General features: G+C 70.1%; 18 protein-coding genes. 9 read left to right on the top strand and 9 right to left on the bottom strand.

All coding sequences use genetic code 11. From position 1 onward, the window contains the following. Window positions 1-2 precede the first annotated feature (2 nt). From kstD to JOE46_RS19375, 3 genes are all read right to left on the bottom strand, one after another. The gene (gene kstD / locus JOE46_RS19385) at window positions 3-1,718 is read right to left on the bottom strand and encodes a 3-oxosteroid 1-dehydrogenase (protein ID WP_097213432.1); all 1,716 of its coding nucleotides are present in this window, start codon (window positions 1,716-1,718) and stop codon (window positions 3-5) included. A 46-nt stretch (window positions 1,719-1,764) separates the two neighbouring features. Further along, a complete protein-coding gene (locus JOE46_RS19380; protein WP_097213433.1) occupies window positions 1,765-2,385 on the bottom strand; it encodes a TetR/AcrR family transcriptional regulator in 621 nt (206 codons plus the stop codon). Window positions 2,386-2,567: 182 nt separating this feature from the next. Next, window positions 2,568-3,416, bottom strand: a complete 849-nt coding sequence (locus tag JOE46_RS19375; protein WP_097213529.1) for a response regulator transcription factor — start codon at window positions 3,414-3,416, stop codon at window positions 2,568-2,570. A gap of 95 nt (window positions 3,417-3,511) precedes the next feature. Here JOE46_RS19375 and JOE46_RS19370 point away from each other — a divergent pair, with 95 nt between their 5' ends. From JOE46_RS19370 to JOE46_RS19335, 8 genes are all read left to right on the top strand, one after another. Next, a complete protein-coding gene (locus JOE46_RS19370) occupies window positions 3,512-5,131 on the top strand; it encodes a long-chain-fatty-acid--CoA ligase (RefSeq protein ID WP_097213434.1) in 1,620 nt (539 codons plus the stop codon). Between the two features lie 49 nt (window positions 5,132-5,180). Beyond that, window positions 5,181-6,029 (top strand): 3-hydroxybutyryl-CoA dehydrogenase, encoded by an 849-nt coding sequence (locus tag JOE46_RS19365; protein ID WP_097213530.1) that lies wholly within the window; start codon window positions 5,181-5,183, stop codon window positions 6,027-6,029. An 85-nt stretch (window positions 6,030-6,114) separates the two neighbouring features. Then, window positions 6,115-7,578, top strand: coding sequence for an MFS transporter (locus JOE46_RS19360; protein WP_209928139.1), 1,464 nt, complete (start codon window positions 6,115-6,117; stop codon window positions 7,576-7,578). A gap of 137 nt (window positions 7,579-7,715) precedes the next feature. After that, window positions 7,716-8,495: a VOC family protein gene (locus tag JOE46_RS19355; protein WP_097213436.1), complete on the top strand. Its 780-nt coding sequence runs from the start codon at window positions 7,716-7,718 to the stop codon at window positions 8,493-8,495. 18 nt (window positions 8,496-8,513) lie between these two features. Then, a complete protein-coding gene (locus JOE46_RS19350; protein ID WP_097213437.1) occupies window positions 8,514-9,101 on the top strand; it encodes a TIGR03086 family metal-binding protein in 588 nt (195 codons plus the stop codon). 2 nt (window positions 9,102-9,103) lie between these two features. After that, window positions 9,104-10,816 carry a dihydroxy-acid dehydratase gene (gene ilvD / locus JOE46_RS19345; RefSeq protein WP_179800672.1) on the top strand — a complete coding sequence of 571 codons (1,713 nt, stop codon included), beginning with the start codon at window positions 9,104-9,106 and terminating at the stop codon, window positions 10,814-10,816. Beyond that, on the top strand, window positions 10,809-11,849 hold the full coding sequence (locus JOE46_RS19340) for an adenylate/guanylate cyclase domain-containing protein (protein WP_257017703.1): 1,041 nt from the start codon (window positions 10,809-10,811) through the stop codon (window positions 11,847-11,849). Before ilvD ends, JOE46_RS19340 begins: the two co-directional genes overlap by 8 nt. Before the next feature lie 69 nt (window positions 11,850-11,918). Next, window positions 11,919-12,575: a GNAT family N-acetyltransferase gene (locus JOE46_RS19335; RefSeq protein ID WP_097213439.1), complete on the top strand. Its 657-nt coding sequence runs from the start codon at window positions 11,919-11,921 to the stop codon at window positions 12,573-12,575. Window positions 12,576-12,604: 29 nt separating this feature from the next. On the opposite strand, the gene JOE46_RS19330 is transcribed toward JOE46_RS19335, so the two are convergent. The 5 genes from JOE46_RS19330 to JOE46_RS19310 form a co-directional block, all read right to left on the bottom strand. Then, window positions 12,605-13,336: an MBL fold metallo-hydrolase gene (locus JOE46_RS19330; RefSeq protein WP_097213440.1), complete on the bottom strand. Its 732-nt coding sequence runs from the start codon at window positions 13,334-13,336 to the stop codon at window positions 12,605-12,607. A gap of 75 nt (window positions 13,337-13,411) precedes the next feature. Then, complete coding sequence (locus JOE46_RS19325; protein ID WP_097213441.1) at window positions 13,412-14,584, bottom strand: acyl-CoA dehydrogenase family protein; 1,173 nt, start codon at window positions 14,582-14,584, stop codon at window positions 13,412-13,414. 45 nt (window positions 14,585-14,629) lie between these two features. Next, window positions 14,630-15,499 carry a translation initiation factor gene (locus tag JOE46_RS19320; protein WP_097213442.1) on the bottom strand — a complete coding sequence of 290 codons (870 nt, stop codon included), beginning with the start codon at window positions 15,497-15,499 and terminating at the stop codon, window positions 14,630-14,632. A 6-nt stretch (window positions 15,500-15,505) separates the two neighbouring features. Further along, entirely contained in the window at window positions 15,506-16,159 is a 654-nt protein-coding gene (locus JOE46_RS19315; protein ID WP_097213443.1) for a peptidase S1 family protein, read from the bottom strand. A 144-nt stretch (window positions 16,160-16,303) separates the two neighbouring features. Further along, the gene (locus JOE46_RS19310) at window positions 16,304-16,981 is read right to left on the bottom strand and encodes a TetR/AcrR family transcriptional regulator (protein WP_209928138.1); all 678 of its coding nucleotides are present in this window, start codon (window positions 16,979-16,981) and stop codon (window positions 16,304-16,306) included. Between the two features lie 91 nt (window positions 16,982-17,072). Between JOE46_RS19310 and JOE46_RS19305 the strand changes: the two genes are divergently transcribed. Beyond that, window positions 17,073-18,647 (top strand): MFS transporter, encoded by a 1,575-nt coding sequence (locus JOE46_RS19305; protein WP_097213532.1) that lies wholly within the window; start codon window positions 17,073-17,075, stop codon window positions 18,645-18,647. Window positions 18,648-18,689: 42 nt separating this feature from the next. On the opposite strand, the gene JOE46_RS19300 is transcribed toward JOE46_RS19305, so the two are convergent. Beyond that, the gene (locus JOE46_RS19300) at window positions 18,690-19,955 is read right to left on the bottom strand and encodes an Nramp family divalent metal transporter (protein ID WP_280923550.1); all 1,266 of its coding nucleotides are present in this window, start codon (window positions 19,953-19,955) and stop codon (window positions 18,690-18,692) included. Window positions 19,956-20,003: the final 48 nt, after the last annotated feature.

Genomic DNA, 20,003 nt, shown 5'->3' with positions numbered 1-20,003 from the left:
GCCTAGGACTCATCTCCTGACGAGCGGCCGGCCGCGTCGAGTGCCGCGAGGTAGCCGAACACGATCGCGGGACCGATGGTCGCGCCGGGACCGGCATAGGTGTGGCCCATGACGGGCGAGCTGGTGTTGCCCGCGGCGTAGAGCCCCTCGATGATCGACCCATCCTCGCGCAGCGCCCGGCCTGCGCTGTCGGTGTTGACGCCACCCTTGGTTCCCAGGTCTCCCGGCACCATCTTCGCGGCATAGAAGGGCGCCTTGGTCAGCTCGCCGAGGCTGGGGTTGGGCTTGTTGGTGATGTCGCCGTAGTAGTGGTCGTATTTGCTTTCCCCGCGGTGGAAGTCGGGGTCGGTGCCCGTGCGTGCGTGGGCGTTGAACCGCTCGATCGTCCCCGTGAGGGAGTCCTCGGGCACACCGATCTCGAGCGCCAGCTCTGCGATCGTCCCCGCGGTGACGATCGCTCCCGATCGCAGCCAGGATCGCGGCAGCGGCCTACGGGCGGGGACACCCGCGAACAGATACCGATTCCGGTAGGTCTGGTCGAAGATCAGCCACGCCGGGAGGTTTTCGGCCGGGCCGTCGCCCTGCCCATACGGGCCGCCGAACATCGCATGGGTCGCTTCGACATACGGGAGGGACTCGTTCATGAAGCGCTGTCCCCGGTCGTTGACCATCAGGCTGCGGGGCAGTGACCGCTCGGCGAGGGCGAACCACGGGCCCTTCGGCAACGGGATCGACGGGGCCCACCAGGCGTCGTCCATGTACGAGATCGCCGCACCCGACTGCAGCGCGGCATTGATCCCGTCGCCGGTGTTGGTGGGGGCGCCAAGAGTCCATTCGGCGCTGCTGGGCGCGCGGTGGTACCTCTCCCGCATCGCACCGTTGTTGTCGAACCCGCCGCACGCGAGCACCACCCCACGGCGAGCGAGCAGGCGCGATCGGGTTCCGTCGCTCTCGATGACCACACCGGCCACCCGAGCTCCGTCGGTGATCAGGTCCGTCATCGCCGTGTTGAGCCGCACGGGCACGCCCGCGGCGCGCACACCGATCATCAACTGCGACATCAGTGCCGGGCCAAGACCGAGCAGCTTCTGTCGACGCACCTTGGCCAGCATCGACCGAGCACCCACCTTCAGCATGCGCTGAGGGCCACGCCAGCTCCGCAGCCCGGTGCTGAGCCACCGGTAGTCGGACTGCTGGACCACGACATTGAGTGGCGCCTTCATATAGGGCGGATGCAGCGTGGCCAGATCCTCATCCGCCAGGGCGCGCGCATCGAACGGTGCCGGTTCACACGAACGCCCGGTGGCCCGGCCGCCGGGTGCTTCCGGGAAATAGTCGGAGTAGTCCTGCACCCATTCGAGCTTCAGCGCCGAGTTGTCGATCAGGAAGTCGAGGGCCTCGGGCCCGCGATCCACATACGCGGCAATACGATCCGCGTCGGCGTCCTCCCCGACAATGCTGGTGAGGTAGTCGCTCGCCGCCTCGCGATCGTCCGCGGGCGCTTGGCTGCGCAACACCGAGTTGCCCGGGATCCACACCCCGCCACCCGACCGCGCGGACGAGCCGCCCCAGAATTCCGACTTCTCGACGATCACCGTGGTGAGACCGTGCCTCGCGGCGGTGATGGCCGCAGCCATCCCCGCCGCGCCCGACCCCACCACGACCAGATCGACGATGCTGTCCGCGCTGTCTCGCGCCGCGACGGTCGACTCTGTCATTTCGAAACCTCCGTATGTCCGTTCACTGGAATCAGATTGCGAATCATCAGCTTTCGACCCCTTCACCCTCGGCGCCGTCCGCGGCTGCCCATCGGGGGTGGAGGACCGCGGTGAGCGCCCCCTCGACGCAGACGGGAAGCGACGCCCCACGGTTCTGCGGGCTGCGTATCCACTGGCGGTAGCCGAACTCCGCGGCGGCGAGCATCAGGTGCACGAGAAGGCCAGGGCGACTGTCGATCTTGGGATCACAACCCATACGCCGTGCGACGAGCTCGACGAGCCGAGCCCGGTGCTCGGGTGCGATCAGCGTGACGCGGTCCATCAGGTGGGGCGCGGTCCGAAAGGCTGCACGCCACGGATCGATCTCCGCCGCGGTGAGGGTGGTCGAGCGGGCCAGGATCGCCCGCGCGAGCGCCTCGTCGGCCGGCTCGGATTCCGGGCGCTGTTCCACGAGCGCCACGATGCCGGCTCCACCTTCGTGCACCGGCTCCAGCAGCAGGTCCTCCTTGCTGCGCACGTGGCGGAAGTATGTGCTCGGCGACACCCCCGCGGCCGTCGCGATCTGCTCGGTCGTCACGGCATCGAAGCCATCCCTGGCGAACAACTCGAACGCGGCACGCTGCAGGTCCGCACGAACCTGGAGGCGCTGCCTCTCACGTAGCGACATCGTCAATGCCTTCCACTCACGAAGAAACCCGGATACCGAACCCACCAGCGATGTCGTCTGCGATGTCATCGCTAATTGACAGCATCTCTAAACATGACAGTGTCTGTCAAGAGCGAAGATGGACTCATGCCCGGACTCGAACGGGTTGATCGGAATATGCCTCCCGGATCGGGAGGCACGCGTCAGGGCAGCAGCCCCCGGCGCCTTGCCTCGAACACTGCCTCGTGGCGGCTGCTCACCTCGAGCTTGGCCATCAGGTTGCGCATGTAGGTCTTCACCGTCTCCACGCTGAGCGAGAGCCGATCGGCGATCTCGGCGTTGCGGCAGCCGAGCGCGACGTGTGAGAGCACGTCGAACTCGCGCGCGGACAGCGTCACCGACGGATCCGGACCGCAGCCGGTCAGCGACCGCAGCGTCTCCTCGACCGCGCGCAGCTGCGCGGCGACCGCCTCGTCCTCGACCTCTCCGGCGAGGCCGCGCAGCGCGAGATAACTCTCGATGATCCGCTCGGACTCCGCCGCACCGCGCGGCGTCGCTGGCCCCGCACCGGCCGAGGCGAGCAGCGCGACACGGCGGTCCACCTCGTCGCGGATCTCGATCTCCCTCGCCAACCGGGACGCGGACCGCATCACCTCGCCCGCCATCACGTCGCCGATCGGCTGTCTCGACCGCAGCCCACCGTAGATCGCCGCCCGCGTCGAGCCGCGCACCACCACCGGGACCGCGAGCAGGGACTCGATGCCCTCCCTGGCGACCTGGACGTCGTAGTCGTGGGTGATGTGGCTGGAGTTGAAGTAGTCCGCGGCGGCCTCGGGACGCTGCTCGGCCATGGCGCGACCGCCGAGCCCGCAACGGGCGTCGATCACCAGGCCACGGAGCACCGCGCTGCGGGTCCCGGCGAACCCCGACAGCCGCATCCGGCCGTTCTCGACGGCACCGGCGAACAGGACGGGGAAGGCGGTGCGCCCGCGCAGGAGTCGCAGCTCGCCGCGCAGCGCGTCCTCGTCGCTCGGTCTCATCACGTCGTTCATCAGCACATACCCACTTCGTAGGGTAGCGGCCGCCGCAGAGTGGGCCATAGCGTCGTCGACAACCGTCTGTAAGCCCCGTCACTCGAGGTAGCCGCATGCCCACCACCCCGACCGCCCACCACTCCGAGCTCAGCCCGCTGCGCTTCCTGGAACGCTCGGCGGCCGTCTTTCCCGAGCGCACCGCGATCATCCACGGCCACCGGCACTACACCTACCGGGAGTTCGCGGCCGAGGTCGAGCAGCTCGCGCACGCGCTGCGCGGGCGGATCGAGCCCGGCGACCGGGTCGCCTACCTCTCGCCGAACACCCCGGAACTGTTGATGGCACATTTCGCGGTGCCGTTGGCCGGGGGCGTGCTGATCGCGCTGAACTCGAGGCTGGCGGGTCCCGAGCTCGAGTACATCCTCGAGCACTCGGGCACCCGCATCCTGTTCGTCGACTCGGAGTTCCTCGGATCGGTCACGACCGTCCGCGACCGGGTCCCGTCGGTGCACGAGATCGTCGAGATCCCCGACTCGACCATCACCCTCGCCGACCCGGTGACCGGCGTCGCGACCGCCGCCTACGACGAGTTCCTGCGCAGCGTCGACGCGGCGCAGGCGCAGCCGCTGGTGTGGGGCATCGACGACGAGCAGCGGACCATCGCGATCAACTACACCTCGGGAACCACCGGAAAGCCCAAGGGCGTCATGTACTCCCACCGCGGGGCGTACCTGAACTCCTTCGGCGAGACCTTCCACAACGGTTTCACGGGAAACACCAGGTACCTGTGGACGCTGCCGATGTTCCACTGCAACGGCTGGTGCACGCCCTGGGCCGTCACCGCCGCGGGCGGCACCCACGTGTGCCTGCGCGCGGTCCGGGCCGACGCCATCTGGGACGCCATCGACACGCTCGGCATCACCAACCTGTGCGGCGCGCCGACGGTGTGCTCGACCATCGCGGACGCGCCACAGGCGCATCCCCTCTCGACGCCGCTGCGGATCACCACCGCGGGGGCTCCCCCGTCCCCGACGGTCATCGGGCAGCTCGAGTCGCTCGGCGCGACGGTCGTGCACGTCTACGGCCTCACCGAGGTGTACGGGCCGTACACCATCTGCGAGTACCAGGAGTCCTGGGACGAGTGCTCGGCCGAGGAGCGCGCGGTGCTGATCTCGCGGCAGGGCGTCGGCATGCTGCAGGCCGAGACGGCGCGCATCATCGATCCGCAGATGCGCGACGTGCCCGCCGACGGCGAGACGATGGGCGAGATCGTGCTGCGAGGCAACAACGTGATGCTCGGCTACTACCGGGATCCCGAGGCCACCGCGGAGGCCTTCGCGGGCGGCTGGTTCCACACCGGGGACCTCGGCGTCATGCACCCGGACGGCTACATCCAGCTCAAGGACCGGGCGAAGGACATCATCATCTCCGGCGGCGAGAACATCTCGACCGTCGAGGTGGAGCAGGCCATCGTCTCGCACCCGGCCGTCGCCGATGTCGCGGTCGTGGGCGTGCCCGACGAGAAGTGGGGCGAGCGGCCGAAGGCATTCGTGCTGCTCAGACCAGGCGCCGAGGCGACGGTGGACCAGCTGGTCGCGCACACCCGTGGCCTGCTCGCCGGCTACAAGGTGCCAAGGGACATCGCCTTCGCCACGGACCTGCCGCGCACCCCCACCGGCAAGATCCTCAAGTACCAGCTGCGGTCCGGCGCCGAGGCCGCTCCCCGCGGGTAGCAGAATGACCCCCCGAGACAAGACGACCGACACGCGTTTGGAGATGACAGTGGAGCTAGTCGGAGTGATCGGTGGCGGCACGATGGGTGCCGGCATCGCAGAGGTGTGCGCCAAGGCCGGGAGCTCGGTTCTCGTCCTGGAGACCAAGCAGGAGTTCGCGGACGCCGCCAAGGCCAGGATCGCGACCTCGATCGGCCGCGGCGTCGCCAAGGGCAAGATCACCCAGGAAGAGGCGGACGCCGCCATCGCGCGGGTGCGCGTGACCCTCGACATCGAGGAGTTCGCGGACCGCGACCTGGTCATCGAGGCCGCCCCGGAGATCGAGTCGCTGAAGTACGAGATCTTCGGCAAGCTCGACAAGATCGTCAAGCCGTCCGGCATCCTGGCGACCAACACCTCCTCGATCCCCGTCATCAAGGTCGCGGGCGCCACCCAGCGCCCCGAGCAGGTCGTCGGCGTGCACTTCTTCAACCCGGTGCCGGTGATGCCGCTGGTGGAGATCATCTCCACCCTGGTGACCTCCCCCGACGCCGCCAAGGCCGTCACCGACTACGCCAAGAACACCCTGCGCAAGACCACCGTGCAGGCGGGCGACCGCTCGGGCTTCATCGTCAACGCGCTGCTCATCCCGTACCTCACGTCGGCGATCCGGATGCTCGAGTCCGGCTACGCCACCGCCGAGGACATCGACGCGGCCATGAAGGGCGGCTGCGGCTACCCGATGGGCCCGCTCACGCTGCTCGACACCGTCGGCCTCGACGTCACGCTGGCCGCGGCGGAATCGCTGTACGCCGAGTTCGCCGAGCCGCACTACGCCCCGCCTGCTCTGCTGCGCCGGATGGTCGAGGCCGGTCGCCTCGGCAAGAAGTCGGGCCGCGGCTTCTACGACTACAGCTAGGCGCTTCGCGCCCGTGCGCGGTTGACGAGTCCCTGGACTCATCAACCGCGCACAGGCGGCGGAGCCGCCTTGTAGCGTTCAGCGCATGGACGCGCTGGGTGCGACGGTCCGCCTGCGCTCGACCAAGGGCCGCTGGGTGGTACTCGCGACGGTCCTCGGCTCCTCGCTTGCCATGCTCGACGCGACCGTCGTCAATATCGCGCTGCCCCGGATCGGCGAGGACCTCGACACCGATGTCGCGGGCCTGCAGTGGGTGCTGAGCGGATACACCCTCACCCTGGCCTCGTTGATCCTGTTGGCGGGCGCGCTCGGCGACCGCCTCGGCAGGCGCAAGGTGTTCATCTGGGGCACCGTCTGGTTCGCCGCCTCCTCGCTGCTGTGCGGGCTGGCGCCGAGCATCGAGCTGTTGGTGCTGGCCCGGATCCTGCAGGGTGTCGGGGCCGCCCTGCTGACCCCCGGCAGCCTCGCACTGCTGTCCGCCGCCATCGACCCCGACGATCGCGGCGCCGCGATCGGGCTGTGGTCCGGCCTCGGCGGGGTCGCAGGCGCGATCGGTCCGCTGCTCGGTGGCTGGATCGTCGAGGTGTCGAGCTGGCGGATGGTGTTCCTGATCAACCTCCCGCTCGCGGTCGCGGTGGTGTGGGTGGCCGCGCGTCACGTCCCGGAGAGCCGCGACCCCCACGCCCACGGCCGGCTCGACCTGCTCGGCGCGGCGCTCGCCGCACTGGCCCTCGGCGCGCTGACCTACGGCCTGATCGGCGGGCGGTGGGCGCCCGTCGTCCTCGGGCTGCTGCTGTTCGCGGCGTTCGTCGTCGTCGAGCGGCGCTCCGACAATCCGCTGGTCCCGCCTTTCCTGTTCCGCTCGCGGGTGTTCGTCGCCGCGAACCTGGTGACCCTGGCGGTGTATGCCGCGCTCGGCGGGGTGTTCTTCCTCCTGGTGCTGCAACTACAGCTCGCAGCGGGCTACTCGCCGCTGGCCGCCGGTCTCGCCACGCTGCCCATCACCGCCCTGATGCTGGTGCTCTCGTCGCGGGCGGGCCGCTTCGCCCAGCACCACGGGCCGCGCGTGCTGATGACGGTCGGGCCACTGCTCGCCGCGACGGGCCTGCTGCTGATGCTGCGGATCGGCCCCGGCGCCTCGTACCTGACCGACGTGCTGCCCGGCGTCATCGTCTTCGGGCTCGGGCTGTCGGCGCTGGTGGCGCCGCTGACCGCCGCGGTGCTCACCTCGGTGTCGACCGACCGGGCCGGGATCGCGTCGGGGGTGAACAACGCAGTCGCGCGCAGCAGCCAGCTGCTCGCCGTCGCCGCGCTGCCGGGCCTGGCCGGGATCGCAGGCGCGGACTTCGCCGATCCGGACGTCTTCTCGCACGGATTCGGCGTGGCGATGCTGATCTGCGCGGGCCTGCTGGTGCTCGGCGCGGTCATCGCCGCGGCGATGATCCCGGCTGGGGTCGCCGAGGTGGTCGACGAGGAGTCCGTGGCCTGCCGACCGCACTGTGACATCTCGGCTCCCGCGGTACAGCCGGAGTCGGCGACCGGGCCATGAACGATTCGCGACGCCTGGTGCGACGAATCCATCTGACACCGGCCCGATTCGGGTCGGGTTGCCTCTTCCCAAACGTCGCGGGTGCTGGAACCGTTGTCCGTGGGGCGTCACGCCCGCACCGACCGAGAGGAGCAGCAATGCCCACCCGTTCGAGCTACAAGCAGGGAACCCCGAGCTGGGTAGACCTGTCCACCACCGACCCCGAGGCCGCGAAGGCGTTCTACGCCGGGCTCTTCGGCTGGGAGTTCGAGGACATGCCGACCGCCGACGGTGGCATCTACTCGATGGCGAAGCTCCGCGGCGAGTACGTCGCCGCGGCCTCCGCGATGCCGCCCGATGTCCCCGAGGACCTGCCGCCGGTCTGGAACACCTACCTCGCGGTCGACGACGTCGACGCGGCCACCGCGCGGGCGACCGCCGCAGGCGGCACGGTACTGGCAGGCCCCTTCGACATCGACCCGTCGGGCCGGATGGCCTATGTCGTCGACCCGGTCGGCGCCGCGGTCGGCCTGTGGCAGGCAGGCACCCACATCGGCGCTGGACTGGTCAACGAGGCGGGCACGTTGATCTGGAACGAGCTGATCACCGCCGCACCGGAAAAGGCCCTCCCGTTCTACGAGGCCGTGCTCGGCCTCACCGGGACGACCACCGACATGGAGGGCGGGCAGTACACGGTCCTCCAGGTCGGTGAGGATCAGGTCGGCGGCTGCGCCAAGCCCCGAATGCCGGGCGTCCCCGCCCACTGGCACGTGTACTTCGACACCGAGAACACCGACGACACCGTCGCGGCGATCAAGGCGGCCGGCGGCAAGGTGGTGGCCGAGCCGTTCGACGTGCCCGAGGTCGGCCGGATGGCCGTGGTCGCGGACCCGCAGGGCGCGGTGTTCAGCGTGATCCAGCCACCGGCCGGGCAGTGAGAACCGGAGGAGCGTGACATGGCGCTGGGATGGCTGGAGCTGCAACGCCGCTCCCACGTCGAGTTCGGGACCCGGATCGAGGCGGTCACCGACTGGTCCGCCCCCACCCCCGACACCGACTGGGACACCGAGCAATTGGTACGCCACGTGATCACCGAGCAGCAGTGGGTGCTGCCGCTGGTCGGCGGACTCACCGTCGAGAAGGCGCAGGCGCACGTGCACCCGCTCGGCGACGATCTCGTCGCGGAGTGGCGGCGCTACTCGGGACTCGCGACCGCGGCGTGGGCCGTGGCGCCGCCCGCCACCCTGGTGCACCTCTCGTACGGCACCGTGCCGCTCGAGCGTTACCTGCGGGAGCAGGTCTTCGACGTGACCGTGCACAGCTGGGACCTGGCCCGGGCGGCAGGCCTCGACGAGACCCTCGACCCCGAACTGGTCGCTGCGGTCTGGGAGGAGGCCGAGGCGCAGCGCGAGATGCTGAGCGCCAGTGGGCTGTTCGCACCTCCCGTCTCCGTGCCCGACGACGCCCCGCTGCAGGTGCGCCTGCTGGCACTGACGGGACGCGACGCCCGTTCCGCGCCCACAGCCGGACCGACCGGAGGATGATGATGACCGTGCCCACTGACCCGAACGCCCCCGACATCAAGCCCCGCAGCCGCGACGTCACCGACGGCCTCGAGAAGACCGCCGCGCGCGGCATGCTGCGGGCGGTCGGCATGGGCGACGCCGACTGGGGCAAGTCGCAGATCGGGGTGGCGTCCTCCTGGAACGAGATCACCCCGTGCAACCTCTCGCTCGACCGACTCGCCAAGGCCTGCAAGGACGGCGTGTTCGCGGGCGGCGGCTATCCCCTCGAGTTCGGCACCATCTCGGTCTCGGACGGCATCTCGATGGGGCACGAGGGGATGCACTTCTCGCTGGTCTCCCGCGAGGTCATCGCCGACAGCGTGGAGACGGTGATGCAGGCTGAGCGGCTCGACGGCTCGGTCCTGCTCGCCGGCTGCGACAAGTCGCTGCCCGGGATGCTGATGGCCGCGGCCCGCCTCGACCTGGCCAGCGTGTTCCTCTACGCAGGCTCGATCCTGCCCGGCATCGCGAAGCTGTCCGACGGCAGCGAGCGCGAGGTGACGATCATCGACGCGTTCGAGGCGGTCGGCGCATGCTCGCGAGGCCTGATGAGCCGCGAGGACGTGGACGCGATCGAGCGGGCCATCTGTCCCGGCGAGGGTGCCTGCGGCGGGATGTACACGGCCAACACGATGGCCAGCGCGGCCGAGGCGATGGGCATGTCGCTACCCGGCAGCGCGGCACCCCCCGCCACCGACCGGCGTCGCGACGGCTATGCCCGGCGCAGCGGCGAGGCCGTGGTCGAGCTGCTCCGACGCGGGATCACCACCTCGGACATCATCACGAAGGAATCGCTGGAGAACGCGATCGCGGTGGTGATGGCCTTCGGCGGGTCCACCAACGCGGTGCTGCACCTGCTCGCGATCGCACACGAGGCGAACGTCGACCTGAGCCTGGACGATTTCGCCCGCGTCGGCGCCCGCGTCCCGCACCTGGCCGACGTGAAACCCTTTGGCAAGCACGTGATGACGGACATCGATCGCATCGGCGGCGTGCCGGTGATGATGAAGGCCCTGCTCGACGCGGGTCTGCTGAACGGCGACTGCCTGACCGTCACCGGGCGCACCGTGGCGGAGAACCTCGCCGACATCACCCCGCCGGACCCCGACGGCAAGGTGATTCGGGCGATGAGCTCGCCGATCCACCCGACCGGCGGCATCACGATCCTGAGCGGGTCGCTGGCCCCTGGCGGCGCGGTGGTCAAGTCGGCCGGTTTCGAGTCCGACGTGTTCACCGGCACGGCAAGGGTTTTCGATCGCGAACGGGCCGCACTCGACGCCCTCGAGGACGGCACCATCACCGCGGGCGACGCCGTCGTGATCAGGTACGAGGGCCCCAAGGGTGGGCCCGGCATGCGCGAGATGCTCGCGATCACCGCGGCCATCAAGGGCGCGGGCCTTGGCAAGGACGTACTGCTGCTCACCGACGGCCGCTTCTCCGGCGGCACCACCGGCCTGTGCGTCGGGCACGTGGCACCCGAGGCCGTCGACGGCGGCCCGATCGCGTTCGTGCGCAACGGCGACAAGATCCGGCTCGACGTGGCGTCCGGCAGGCTGGACGTGATGGTCGAGGAGACCGAGCTGACGCGGCGGGCGGAGGGCTGGTCGCCGCTGCCGCCCCGCTACACAAGGGGCGTGCTGGCCAAGTACTCGAAGCTGGTCGGCTCGGCGTCACGCGGAGCCGTGTGTGGCTGAGGACACGGCCGGCGGCCGCCCCATCCCGCCCGAATACGCACTGATCCAGGCCGAGGTGGAGCGGAACCTGCTCGGCGGCGACGTCAAGTACACGCGCGGGCAGGCGACCGCGGCGGCCGGTGTGCCCCTCGAACGCGCGCAACGACTCTGGGTGGCGATGGGCTTCGCGGTGGACTCGAACCCGGACACGCCGATGTTCACCGATGTGGATGTGGACGCGCTGCGCACCATCACCTCGCTCGTCGACATGGGGATCATCGACCAGGAGCTGGAGGTGCCGGTGACCCGCGCGCTTGGCCAGTCCTTCGCGCGGCTGGCGGAGTGGCAGCTCGGGCTGCTCAACAGCCACATCCTCGACCGGGTCAAGCAGGCGGGCGGATCCGATCAGGCCGACGTGCTCGCCGTCGCGGCGCAGGCGACCCTGGTCGCCGAGCAGATGCTGCCTGCGCTGGAGAAGCTGCAGTCGTACGTGTGGCGCAGGCACCTCGCCTCCAACGCCGCGCGGTTCCTCGACAGCGCGGGCGACGGCACCGACAGCCGAACCCTGGTGATCGGATTCGCGGACATGGTCGGCTACACCAGCCTGACCCGGCGCATCGACATCGACGAACTGACCCGCCTGCTCGAGGACTTCGAGTCGACCGCGATGACCGTCATCAATCAGGGCCGCGGCTGGGTGATCAAGAACCTCGGCGACGAGGTGATGTTCGCGGTCGAGGACCCGGCCGACGCCGCGCGGATCGCGCTCGCGCTGCAGGATGCCGCCCTCGCCACCGTGGACCTGCCCGCCCTGCGGGTGGGCCTGGCCATGGGCCCGGTCCTGTTGAGGTTCGGCGATGTGTACGGGTCGGTGGTGAACATCGCTGCGCGCCTGACGAGTTCGGCCCGGCCCGGCGCCGTGCTCGTCGACGCCACGCTCGCCACCGCGTTGGAGGGCGACGACGACCTCCAGCTCAGGTCCCTGCGGTCGCTGCGCGTGCGGGGGTTCAGCCGCCTCAAGGCGTACGCGCTGCGGCGGGCTCGCGACACCTGAACCGGACCGACGCCGAGCGTCAAATCTGTATTCACCGGCCCGTCACCTCAGACCTGCACACTGCGGCCCATGCCAGCAGTACGACCCCCGGTTTCACCCCTCCGCGGCCGGTATATCTGTCTCGAACCCCTTTCTCCCGCAGACCTTCCCGAGCTCTGCACGGCGATCGCGGACCCCCGGGTGTTCGCGGGCGGCTTCGGCGGCGGCAGCGCGGGCTATCGGGCCGACCGGGACGACTTCCTGGCCTGGGCGAGGGAGTACCTGCAGTTCGACCGCTGCAACGTCTACGGCGTCCGGATCCGCGGTGGCGCGCACGACGGCGCCCTCGTCGGCACCACGTCCCTCGGCGACTTCGACGAGGCCACCGAATCCGCGCACATCGGCTGGACCGCCTACGACCCCCGGGTCTGGGGCAGCGCGGTCAATCCCGAGGCGAAGCTCCTGCTGTTCGGGCTCGCCTTCGAGAGCGGCTTCGGCCGAGTCAAGATCCAGGCAGATGCCGCGAACGTCCGCTCGCGCTCGGCCATCGAGCGGCTCGGCGCCGTGCTCGAGGGCGTGCACAGGCGGGACAAGCGGAGGGCGGATGGCGCCTGGCGCGACACCGCCATCTACTCGGTGCTCCACGCGGAATGGCCGGCCGTGCGGTCCGGACTGCACGCGCGGCTCGATGCGCTCGGCGGCGAACCCATCGGATACCGGACCGTCGACGAGGCGCTCACCGCCTGACCGACTCGGACCGTAGCCAACCGCCGCGGTCACTGCCCGCGCAGTCGCTCCCCCTCTGCCTCTAGGAGATCCTCGTAGGCCGCCGCCAGCTCGCGCAGCGCGCCTGCGCAGTCCCCGGTGAATGCGGGTCCGTGCATGAGCCCGAGTGTCCGGGGCGCGAGGTCGGCCAGCCCCCGGATGGTCGGGCCGAGGGCGGGGGTCAGCGCCGTCGCGTGGCCCATCTCCTCCCCCGCCAGCGCGGGGCCGACGATCTCGCTGTCGGTGACGGCGGGGTGCGGACCGAACGCCGTGAACAGGTCTCCGCACAGCAGGGTCGACGTCGTCTCCTCGTACACCAGGCAGGCGTCCCACCCGTGCGGCACGTGCGGGGTGTCGATGTGACGCACGCGCCGAGCGCCCACCTCGATCACCTCGCCGTCCTGCAACGGTCGGGGCCGCCGGTCCGCCAGGTCGTCGACCTGGACGAAACAGCTCAGTCCGCCATGGGCCACCTCCGCGTGGGGCGCCGCCGCGAGCCACGAGTTCATCGACCCGCACTCGTCGGCCTCGACGTGGCCGAACGCGATCCACCGCAACCGGTCGAGTGGGAGCACCCGGCCGACCGCCGCGGAGGTGAACGGGAACAGCGCGCGCTGGCCCATGTGGAACAGCAGGGGTTCGTCGCCGTCGATCAGGTACTGGTTCATGACCAGGTTGGCGTCGCTGACGTAGGTCGAGAATCGGTAGACATCCGGTGCGATCTCGGTCGTCTCAGTGTCCATGTCCGGCTCCGCTCGCCTCACGGCCCCCTGGATCAGCGTGCGCGTCCGCGAGGGCGAGCACAAGGCCCGCCGCGGCTACCGGAACGCCGACTCGCCCGTCAGGGCCTGACCGATCACCAGTTGGTGCATCTCGGAGGTGCCCTCGTAGGTGAGCACCGACTCCAGGTTGTTCGCGTGCCGCAGCACCGGGTACTCGAGGGTGATGCCGTTGGCGCCGAGGATGGTCCGGCATTCGCGGGCGATCGCGATGGCCTCGCGGACGCTGTTGAGCTTGCCGAGGCTCACCTGCTCCGCCCGCAACCCATCGCGGTCCTTGAGCCGCCCCAGGTGCAGCGCCAGCAGCTGTCCCTTCCCGAGCTCGAGCGCCATGTCGGCGAGCTTCGCCTGGGTCAGCTGGAAGGCGGCCAGGGGCTTGTCGAAGACCTCGCGGCCGGCTGCGTAGTCGATCGCGGTCTCCAGGCAGTCGCGAGCGGCGCCGAGCGCACCGAAGACGATGCCGAACCGTGCCTCGCCGAGGCAGCTCAACGGTCCCGACAACCCACGCGCCTCGGGCAGCATCGCCGATTCGGGCAGCCGCACGTCCTCGAGTACGAGCTCCGCGGTGACCGAGGCCCGCAGCGACAGCTTGTGTTTGATCTCGGGCGCGGAAAAGCCGGGACTGTCGGCGGGGACCAGGAACCCGCGGATGCCGTCGTCGGTGCGTGCCCACACCACGGCGACGTCGGCGACCGATCCGTTCGTGATCCACATCTTGGTGCCGCTGAGCACCCAGTCGCCGCGGTCCCGCCGGGCGGAAGTACGCATTCCGGCAGGGTTGGAGCCGAAGTCGGGTTCGGTCAGCCCGAAACAGCCGAGGGCCTCGCCCGCGGCCATCTGGGGCAACCACTGCTGCTTCTGCTCCTCCGAGCCGTAGCGGTGGATGGCGAACATCGCCAGCGACCCCTGCACGGACACCAGGCTCCGGATCCCCGAGTCGACCGCCTCGAGCTCCAGGCAGGCCAGCCCATAGGAAGTCGCACTCATCCCGGCACAGCCGTAGCCCTCGAGGTGCATGCCGAGCAGCCCCATCCCGCCGAGCTCGGCCGCGAGCTCACGCGCGGGCAACGTGCCCGCCTCGAACCATCCCGCGATGTGCGGCCGGATCCGTTCCGCGGCGAACCGGCGGGTGGTGTCCCGGATCGCCAGCTCCTCCTCGTCGAGCAGCGTATCGAGCGAGAACAGCTGGGAGACGCTCTTGGGCACGGGCATCGAGTTACCTCCGCTGCGATCAGGCGCCCGTCGGCGCTGGTTCGATCAGGCGCCGTCGGCGCCGAGCGCAGCCAGCGTGCTCTGCGCCTCGGCGAGCTGCCTGCTCAGTTCCTCGACCCGCTTGGCGGCGGCATCACGGGCCGCGCTGAGCACGGACGCGACCGCCTGTTCGGCGGCGGGATCACCGAGCTCACGCACCGCGCGCTCCACGGCATCGGCCGACACGGGGGCCGCGCGGCCAGGGCGACGCTCACCGTGGGTCACGGTCACCGTCCACTCGTTGCCTGCCTCGGCGTGCAGGGTGACGCTCACGCTCGCCGGATCCTTCGGCCTGCGTGCACGTTTCGCCTGCGCGGCGGCCGGTCCGTCCGCGGGAGCCGACTCCGGCTTCGGCACCAGCGTCATCGATGCGGGGGTCTTCGGTGCGGTCACGGGTGCCTTCGGTCGGGTCGGTGTGGTTGCGGGTGCCACGGGCTCGGCCGGGGTCGTCTCGACGACGGCCTTCGCCGGGACTGCGGCCTTCGCGGGTGCAGCCTTCGCCGGCGCGGCCTTGGCGGGAGCGGCGTTCGCCGGCGCGGCCTTGGCGGGAGCGGCGTTCGCCGGCGCGGCCTTGGCGGGAGCAGCCTTGGCCGGTACAGCCTTGGCGCCCTTCGCCTTTGCCTGCACGGGCGGGATCCGGGTGAACCGGAGCTCGTCGGCCTCGAACGGCAACTCGTCGTTGACGCCCTTCGGCCGCAGTATCAGCGTCGTGCCCTGCACGGAGAGCACCCGCGCGGAACAGCCCGCGGCCAGGTTCAGGCTCGGGGTGGGTTCGATCAGATAGACGGTGGCGCGCTTGCCCGCGGCGAGTGCCTCGGTCAGCTCGATCAGGTTCTGTGCGGTGAGGCCGTCGCCGCTTCGCTTACGTGGTGGCATTCCGGGTTAGATCGGGCGATAGCCTGCGCCAACGCCACCCTGGGCGTTGATGTCGGCCATGATCACATCGATATTTGTGCCGAGTTCCGGTCCGATGCATGCGAATCCCACGTAGGCGTTGACCATGCCGACCAGGGTAGTGCCCCGCACAACCGGGCTTCCGGAGTCACCCTCGATAACGCACATCTGGGTCCATGTCTCGTGGGTCTGGACCAGGTCGCCCCAGGTGACACCGCAGGTGTTGCCGGTGCGAAGGCCTTCCTTGCACACGATGTCCGGGAAGTTGGCCGGTGCGCCGATGCCGGTGATGGTGACGCCACCGACCCGGTTGACCGGGGTCACCGCGGCCGGGTTGAACTCGATCACCGCGTAGTCCCACTGGGTGCTCTTGCTGACCATGTGACCGACGATGCCGGCTTCCTCGTTGTGCGAGGACACGATTGCCATGCCCGGCTCACCGCAGTGGCCTGCCGTGATACCGACCAGTCGACCCGCCCCGTCGTGCCCGATGGTGGTCAACGTGCACAACGCCTCACCGCCGACGATGATCCCGGATCCACCTCCAAGCACCGCTGGACCGGCGGCCGCCGCGGGACCGACACCGACGAGGGCAACCATGGCCGCCGCCATGGCAAATAGCACTGCAAGTCTTTTCAACATCGTCTGTCCCCTCCGGACGTCTGTCGTCGTCATGTCTCGGCCCCATCTCACCATTGAAGATCGACTGGTTTGTCGGCTGGGCCTCACGATCGAACCGTGGGGTGCCTTCGATCATAGATCCGCGACAGCGTCGGCACCCAGCCTTTAGAGGGGGGAGGATTCAGCGGGGGAGGGTTGTCCCGCCGATACTCGGGCCGCCAGGAAGTCGTCGACGATCCGCGCGCAGGCCTCCGGACCGAGCGGCCGCAGCGTCGCGAGTTTGGTGAACACCAACGGCCCGAGGAGCTGCGCCAGGGCCAATTCGTAATCGGTGTCCCCGAGCAGTGCCCTCGCCTCCGCACTCGCGAAGATCCGGTCGAACGGGGTCCGGTACTGCTCGGCGATCTGGCTGCGCAACGACCGCAGCTCCGGGCGATCGATGCCGCCCGCGCCCTCCCTGGCGGCACGTTCGTCGAGGCCGGGCCCCATCCCCAGCCAGCACAGCGCGGTCAGCTGCATCGGCGCGGCCTCGATCAGCCTCGCCTGGTCGGTGAGCAGTACGATGAGCTGCCCCCGGAGGTCACCGTCCTCCGGCACCGTCGCGGCCGGTGGGATCAGCCGCCCGAACGCGGCCGCGACCAGTTCGGTCCCGCTGTCGAAATGCCGGTACAGCGTCGCGCGGGCCACCCTCGCCGCCCTGGTCACCGCGTCGATGGTGACGGCCTCGGTGCCACCCTTGGCCAACAACGCGGTTGCCGCGTCGAGCAGTCGCGCCCGCGAGCGGACCTTGCGCGGGTCCTCGCGGGAATCGGTTTCGGCCGCCTCGGCGGGCTCGTCGACCATGTCACCTCCATTGACTGCGGGTATGCGGGGTTGTGGAACCGTCGGTCTTCAAACGATACTGACAGTCTTGTTTTCTCCCCCGGAGGTGCTGATGAACCGTCCGACCGAGTCCGCCGAAGCCAGGATGTCCTTACGAGAAGTATGGACGCTGACGGTGGTGTGCTCGGCGGTGGCGATGGTCATCGCCGCGGCCGCCGGACTGAACTCGGCGCTGCCCGCCCTCGCGCTGGACACCGGCGCCACCCAGAGCGAACTGACCTGGATCGTCGACGGCTACACCCTGACGCTGGCCGCGCTGCTGCTGCCCGCCGGGGCGCTCGGCGACAGGTACGGCCGTCGCGGGGTGCTGCTGGTCGGGCTGCTGATCTTCGCGGCGGCCTCCGCGCTGCCGATCTGGCTCGACTCCCCGCAATGGCTGATCGGCTCGCGGGCGATCGCAGGCATCGGCGCAGCACTGGTGATGCCCGCGACCCTGTCGCTGCTGACCGCGAGCTTCCCGCCCGAGCAGCGTTCCCGCGGCGTCGCGATCTGGGCGGGCGTCGCGGCGTCGGGGGGGATCGCCGGACTGTTGGTGTCCGGCCTGCTGCTCGAGAAATGGCAGTGGCAGTCGATCTTCGTCGGCTTCGCCGCGGCCGCGGTCGCCCTGTTCGCGATCGCCTGGACGGTGCCGTCGTCGCGGGAAGAGGACTCGCCGCAGTTCGACCTCCTCGGCGCGGTGCTCGCCGTCGCGGCCGTCGGACTGGTCGTGCTCGGCCTGCTCGAGGGTCCGGCCCGCGGCTGGCTCGACCCCCTGGTGCTGCTCGCCGTGGTCGGCGGAATGCTCGCGGCGGTCGCGTTCGCGGTCGTCGAGATGCGGCGCGCGCATCCGCTGCTCGACGTCCGACTGTTCGGCGTGCGCGGGTTCGGTGCGGGTGCGGCCTCGCTGACGCTGCAGTTCCTGGCCTCCTTCGGATTGTTCTTCCTGGTCATCCAGTACATGCAGCTCGTGCTCGGCTACAGCCCGCTGCAGGCCGGAATCGCCTTGGCCCCCATGGTCGTCCCGATGGTCGCGGTCTCCGCGATCACGCCGTGGCTGATCCCGAGGGTGGGCCAGCGCGTGCTGGCCCTGTGCGGACTGGGGCTGGCAGGGGTTGGCCTGATCCTGCTCGGCGGACTGGATATCGACGGCGGGTACGGCCAGGCGGTGGTGGCGTTGCTGATGTTCAGCACCGGCCTCGGTCTGTGCTCGGCGCCGGCCACCACCTCGATCATGGAGAACACCCCCGACGACAAGCAGGGCGTCGCGTCCGCGGTCAACGACACCGCGCGCGAGGTCGGCGCGGCGATCGGCATCGCGGTGGCGGGCAGCCTGCTCGCCGCCACCTACACCCGCGAGATCGCGCCCGCCGTCGCCGCGGTGCCGGAGGTCGCCAAGGATCCGGTCGGGGCGTCGCTCGCGTCGGCGCTCGAGGTCGCGAAACATGCAGGCCCGCAAGGCGAGCAGCTCGCCGAGTTCGCTCGCGACGCCTTCATGGCGGGGATGTCGCACTCGTCGTATGTGCTGGCCGCGGTGATGCTGGTGTCGGCCGTACTCGTCGGCATCTGGGCGCCGGGGCGCGAGCGGCCCGCCGGAACCGATGCCGAGGTAGCCGCCCCCAGCCTGGTCGCGGCGACCGAACCCGAGTGATCAAGGGGGCAGTGCTGGAACCACTTTCGGGGCGGGTGGGCGTCAGGCGCCGGTGACGGTGAGGACCAGCAGTGCGAGGTTCAGGGCGACGATGACGGCCGTGGCCGCCCAGGCCGCGACGGTGGTCCCTCGCCGGTTGAGATGCTCGCCCATCAGCCCGCGCTCGGATGTCATCCGCACCAACGGCACGAGCGCGAACGGGATGCAGAAGCTCAGCACCACCTGACTGATCACCAGCGACAGCGTCGGATCGGCGCCCATCGCGAGCACGACCAGCGCCGGGATGAGCACCAGGGTCCGGCGCAGCAGCATCGGGATCCGGAAGTGCAGCAGGCCCGACATGATCTCGGCACCCGCGGCGCAGCCGACCGAGGTGGACGCGAGGCCCGAGGCGAGCAGACCGATCGCGAAGATCACCGCGACCGCGGGGCCGAGGGCGCTGGATATGGCCGCGTGCGCTCCCGCGATCGTGTCGGTGCCCTCGATCCCGCGCAGCGCGGACGCGGCCAGCAACAGCATCGCGATGTTGACCGAGCCTGCGACGATCAGTGCGCCCACGACGTCGATCTTGGTGGCCTTGAGCAACCGGGGCAGCCTGCCCGGCTCGATGTCCCGTCCGTGCCGATCGCGCGCGAGCGCCGAGTGCAGGTAGATCGCGTGCGGCATCACGGTGGCGCCGAGCATGCTCGCCGCCAGCAGCACGGTCTCGGTGCCCTCGAAGCGCGGCACCAGCCCGGCCAGCGCCTCGCCGCCCGACACGTCGGTGAACGCCAGCCCGCTGACGAAGCCGAGCGTGATGATCGCGAGCATGCTGATCACGACGAACTCGAAGGTCCGCTGGCCGCGACTCTGGGTGGCGAGGATCGCCATCGACACGACGCCGGTGATGAGGCCGCCGAGCGGCAGCGGCACCCCGAACAGCAGGTTGAGGGCGATGGCGCCGCCGATCACCTCGGCGAGGTCGGTGGCGACCGCGGCCAGTTCGGCCTGGACCCAGAATGCCTTGCGCTGGGCAGGGCGGAGTCGGTCGCCGAGCAGCTCCGGGAGCGAGCGCCCTGTGACCAAGCCCAGTTTCGCGGAGAGGTACTGCACCAGTACGGCCATCGCGTTGGCCAGCACCAGTACCCACACCAGCAGGTAGCCGTACTTGGCGCCCGCGGTCAGGTTCGAGGCGACATTGCCCGGATCGACGTACGCGATCGCGGCGACGAATGCCGGCCCGGCCAGCGCGATGAAGCGGCCCTTGGCAGAGCCGGTGGCCCTTGGCGCGCTCTCCGGCGTCGTGACGCCGAGCTCCTCCACTGACAACGCCGTCCCCCTGTCTATCCGCGCATCCACCACTCTAGTTCGCTAGAC

It is taken from the genome of Rhodococcus sp. PvR099 (genome assembly GCF_017833315.1).
GTDB lineage: Bacteria > Actinomycetota > Actinomycetes > Mycobacteriales > Mycobacteriaceae > Rhodococcus_G > Rhodococcus_G oryzae.
Note: the sequence above shows the minus strand (reverse complement) of the source record. Positions and strands in the feature narration are given on the sequence as shown.

Excerpts from the sequence above, each read along its gene's own strand:
- kstD (WP_097213432.1), bottom strand. The coding sequence starts at position 1,718 with ATGACAGAGTCGACCGTCGCGGCGCGAGACAGCGCGGACAGCATCGTC.
- JOE46_RS19380 (WP_097213433.1), bottom strand. The coding sequence starts at position 2,385 with ATGTCGCTACGTGAGAGGCAGCGCCTCCAGGTTCGTGCGGACCTGCAG.
- JOE46_RS19375 (WP_097213529.1), bottom strand. The coding sequence starts at position 3,416 with ATGAACGACGTGATGAGACCGAGCGACGAGGACGCGCTGCGCGGCGAG.
- JOE46_RS19370 (WP_097213434.1), top strand. The coding sequence starts at position 3,512 with ATGCCCACCACCCCGACCGCCCACCACTCCGAGCTCAGCCCGCTGCGC.
- JOE46_RS19360 (WP_209928139.1), top strand. The coding sequence starts at position 6,115 with ATGGACGCGCTGGGTGCGACGGTCCGCCTGCGCTCGACCAAGGGCCGC.
- JOE46_RS19355 (WP_097213436.1), top strand. The coding sequence starts at position 7,716 with ATGCCCACCCGTTCGAGCTACAAGCAGGGAACCCCGAGCTGGGTAGAC.
- JOE46_RS19350 (WP_097213437.1), top strand. The coding sequence starts at position 8,514 with ATGGCGCTGGGATGGCTGGAGCTGCAACGCCGCTCCCACGTCGAGTTC.
- ilvD (WP_179800672.1), top strand. The coding sequence starts at position 9,104 with ATGACCGTGCCCACTGACCCGAACGCCCCCGACATCAAGCCCCGCAGC.
- JOE46_RS19335 (WP_097213439.1), top strand. The coding sequence starts at position 11,919 with ATGCCAGCAGTACGACCCCCGGTTTCACCCCTCCGCGGCCGGTATATC.
- JOE46_RS19330 (WP_097213440.1), bottom strand. The coding sequence starts at position 13,336 with ATGGACACTGAGACGACCGAGATCGCACCGGATGTCTACCGATTCTCG.
- JOE46_RS19325 (WP_097213441.1), bottom strand. The coding sequence starts at position 14,584 with ATGCCCGTGCCCAAGAGCGTCTCCCAGCTGTTCTCGCTCGATACGCTG.
- JOE46_RS19320 (WP_097213442.1), bottom strand. The coding sequence starts at position 15,499 with ATGCCACCACGTAAGCGAAGCGGCGACGGCCTCACCGCACAGAACCTG.
- JOE46_RS19315 (WP_097213443.1), bottom strand. The coding sequence starts at position 16,159 with ATGTTGAAAAGACTTGCAGTGCTATTTGCCATGGCGGCGGCCATGGTT.
- JOE46_RS19310 (WP_209928138.1), bottom strand. The coding sequence starts at position 16,981 with ATGGTCGACGAGCCCGCCGAGGCGGCCGAAACCGATTCCCGCGAGGAC.
- JOE46_RS19305 (WP_097213532.1), top strand. The coding sequence starts at position 17,073 with ATGAACCGTCCGACCGAGTCCGCCGAAGCCAGGATGTCCTTACGAGAA.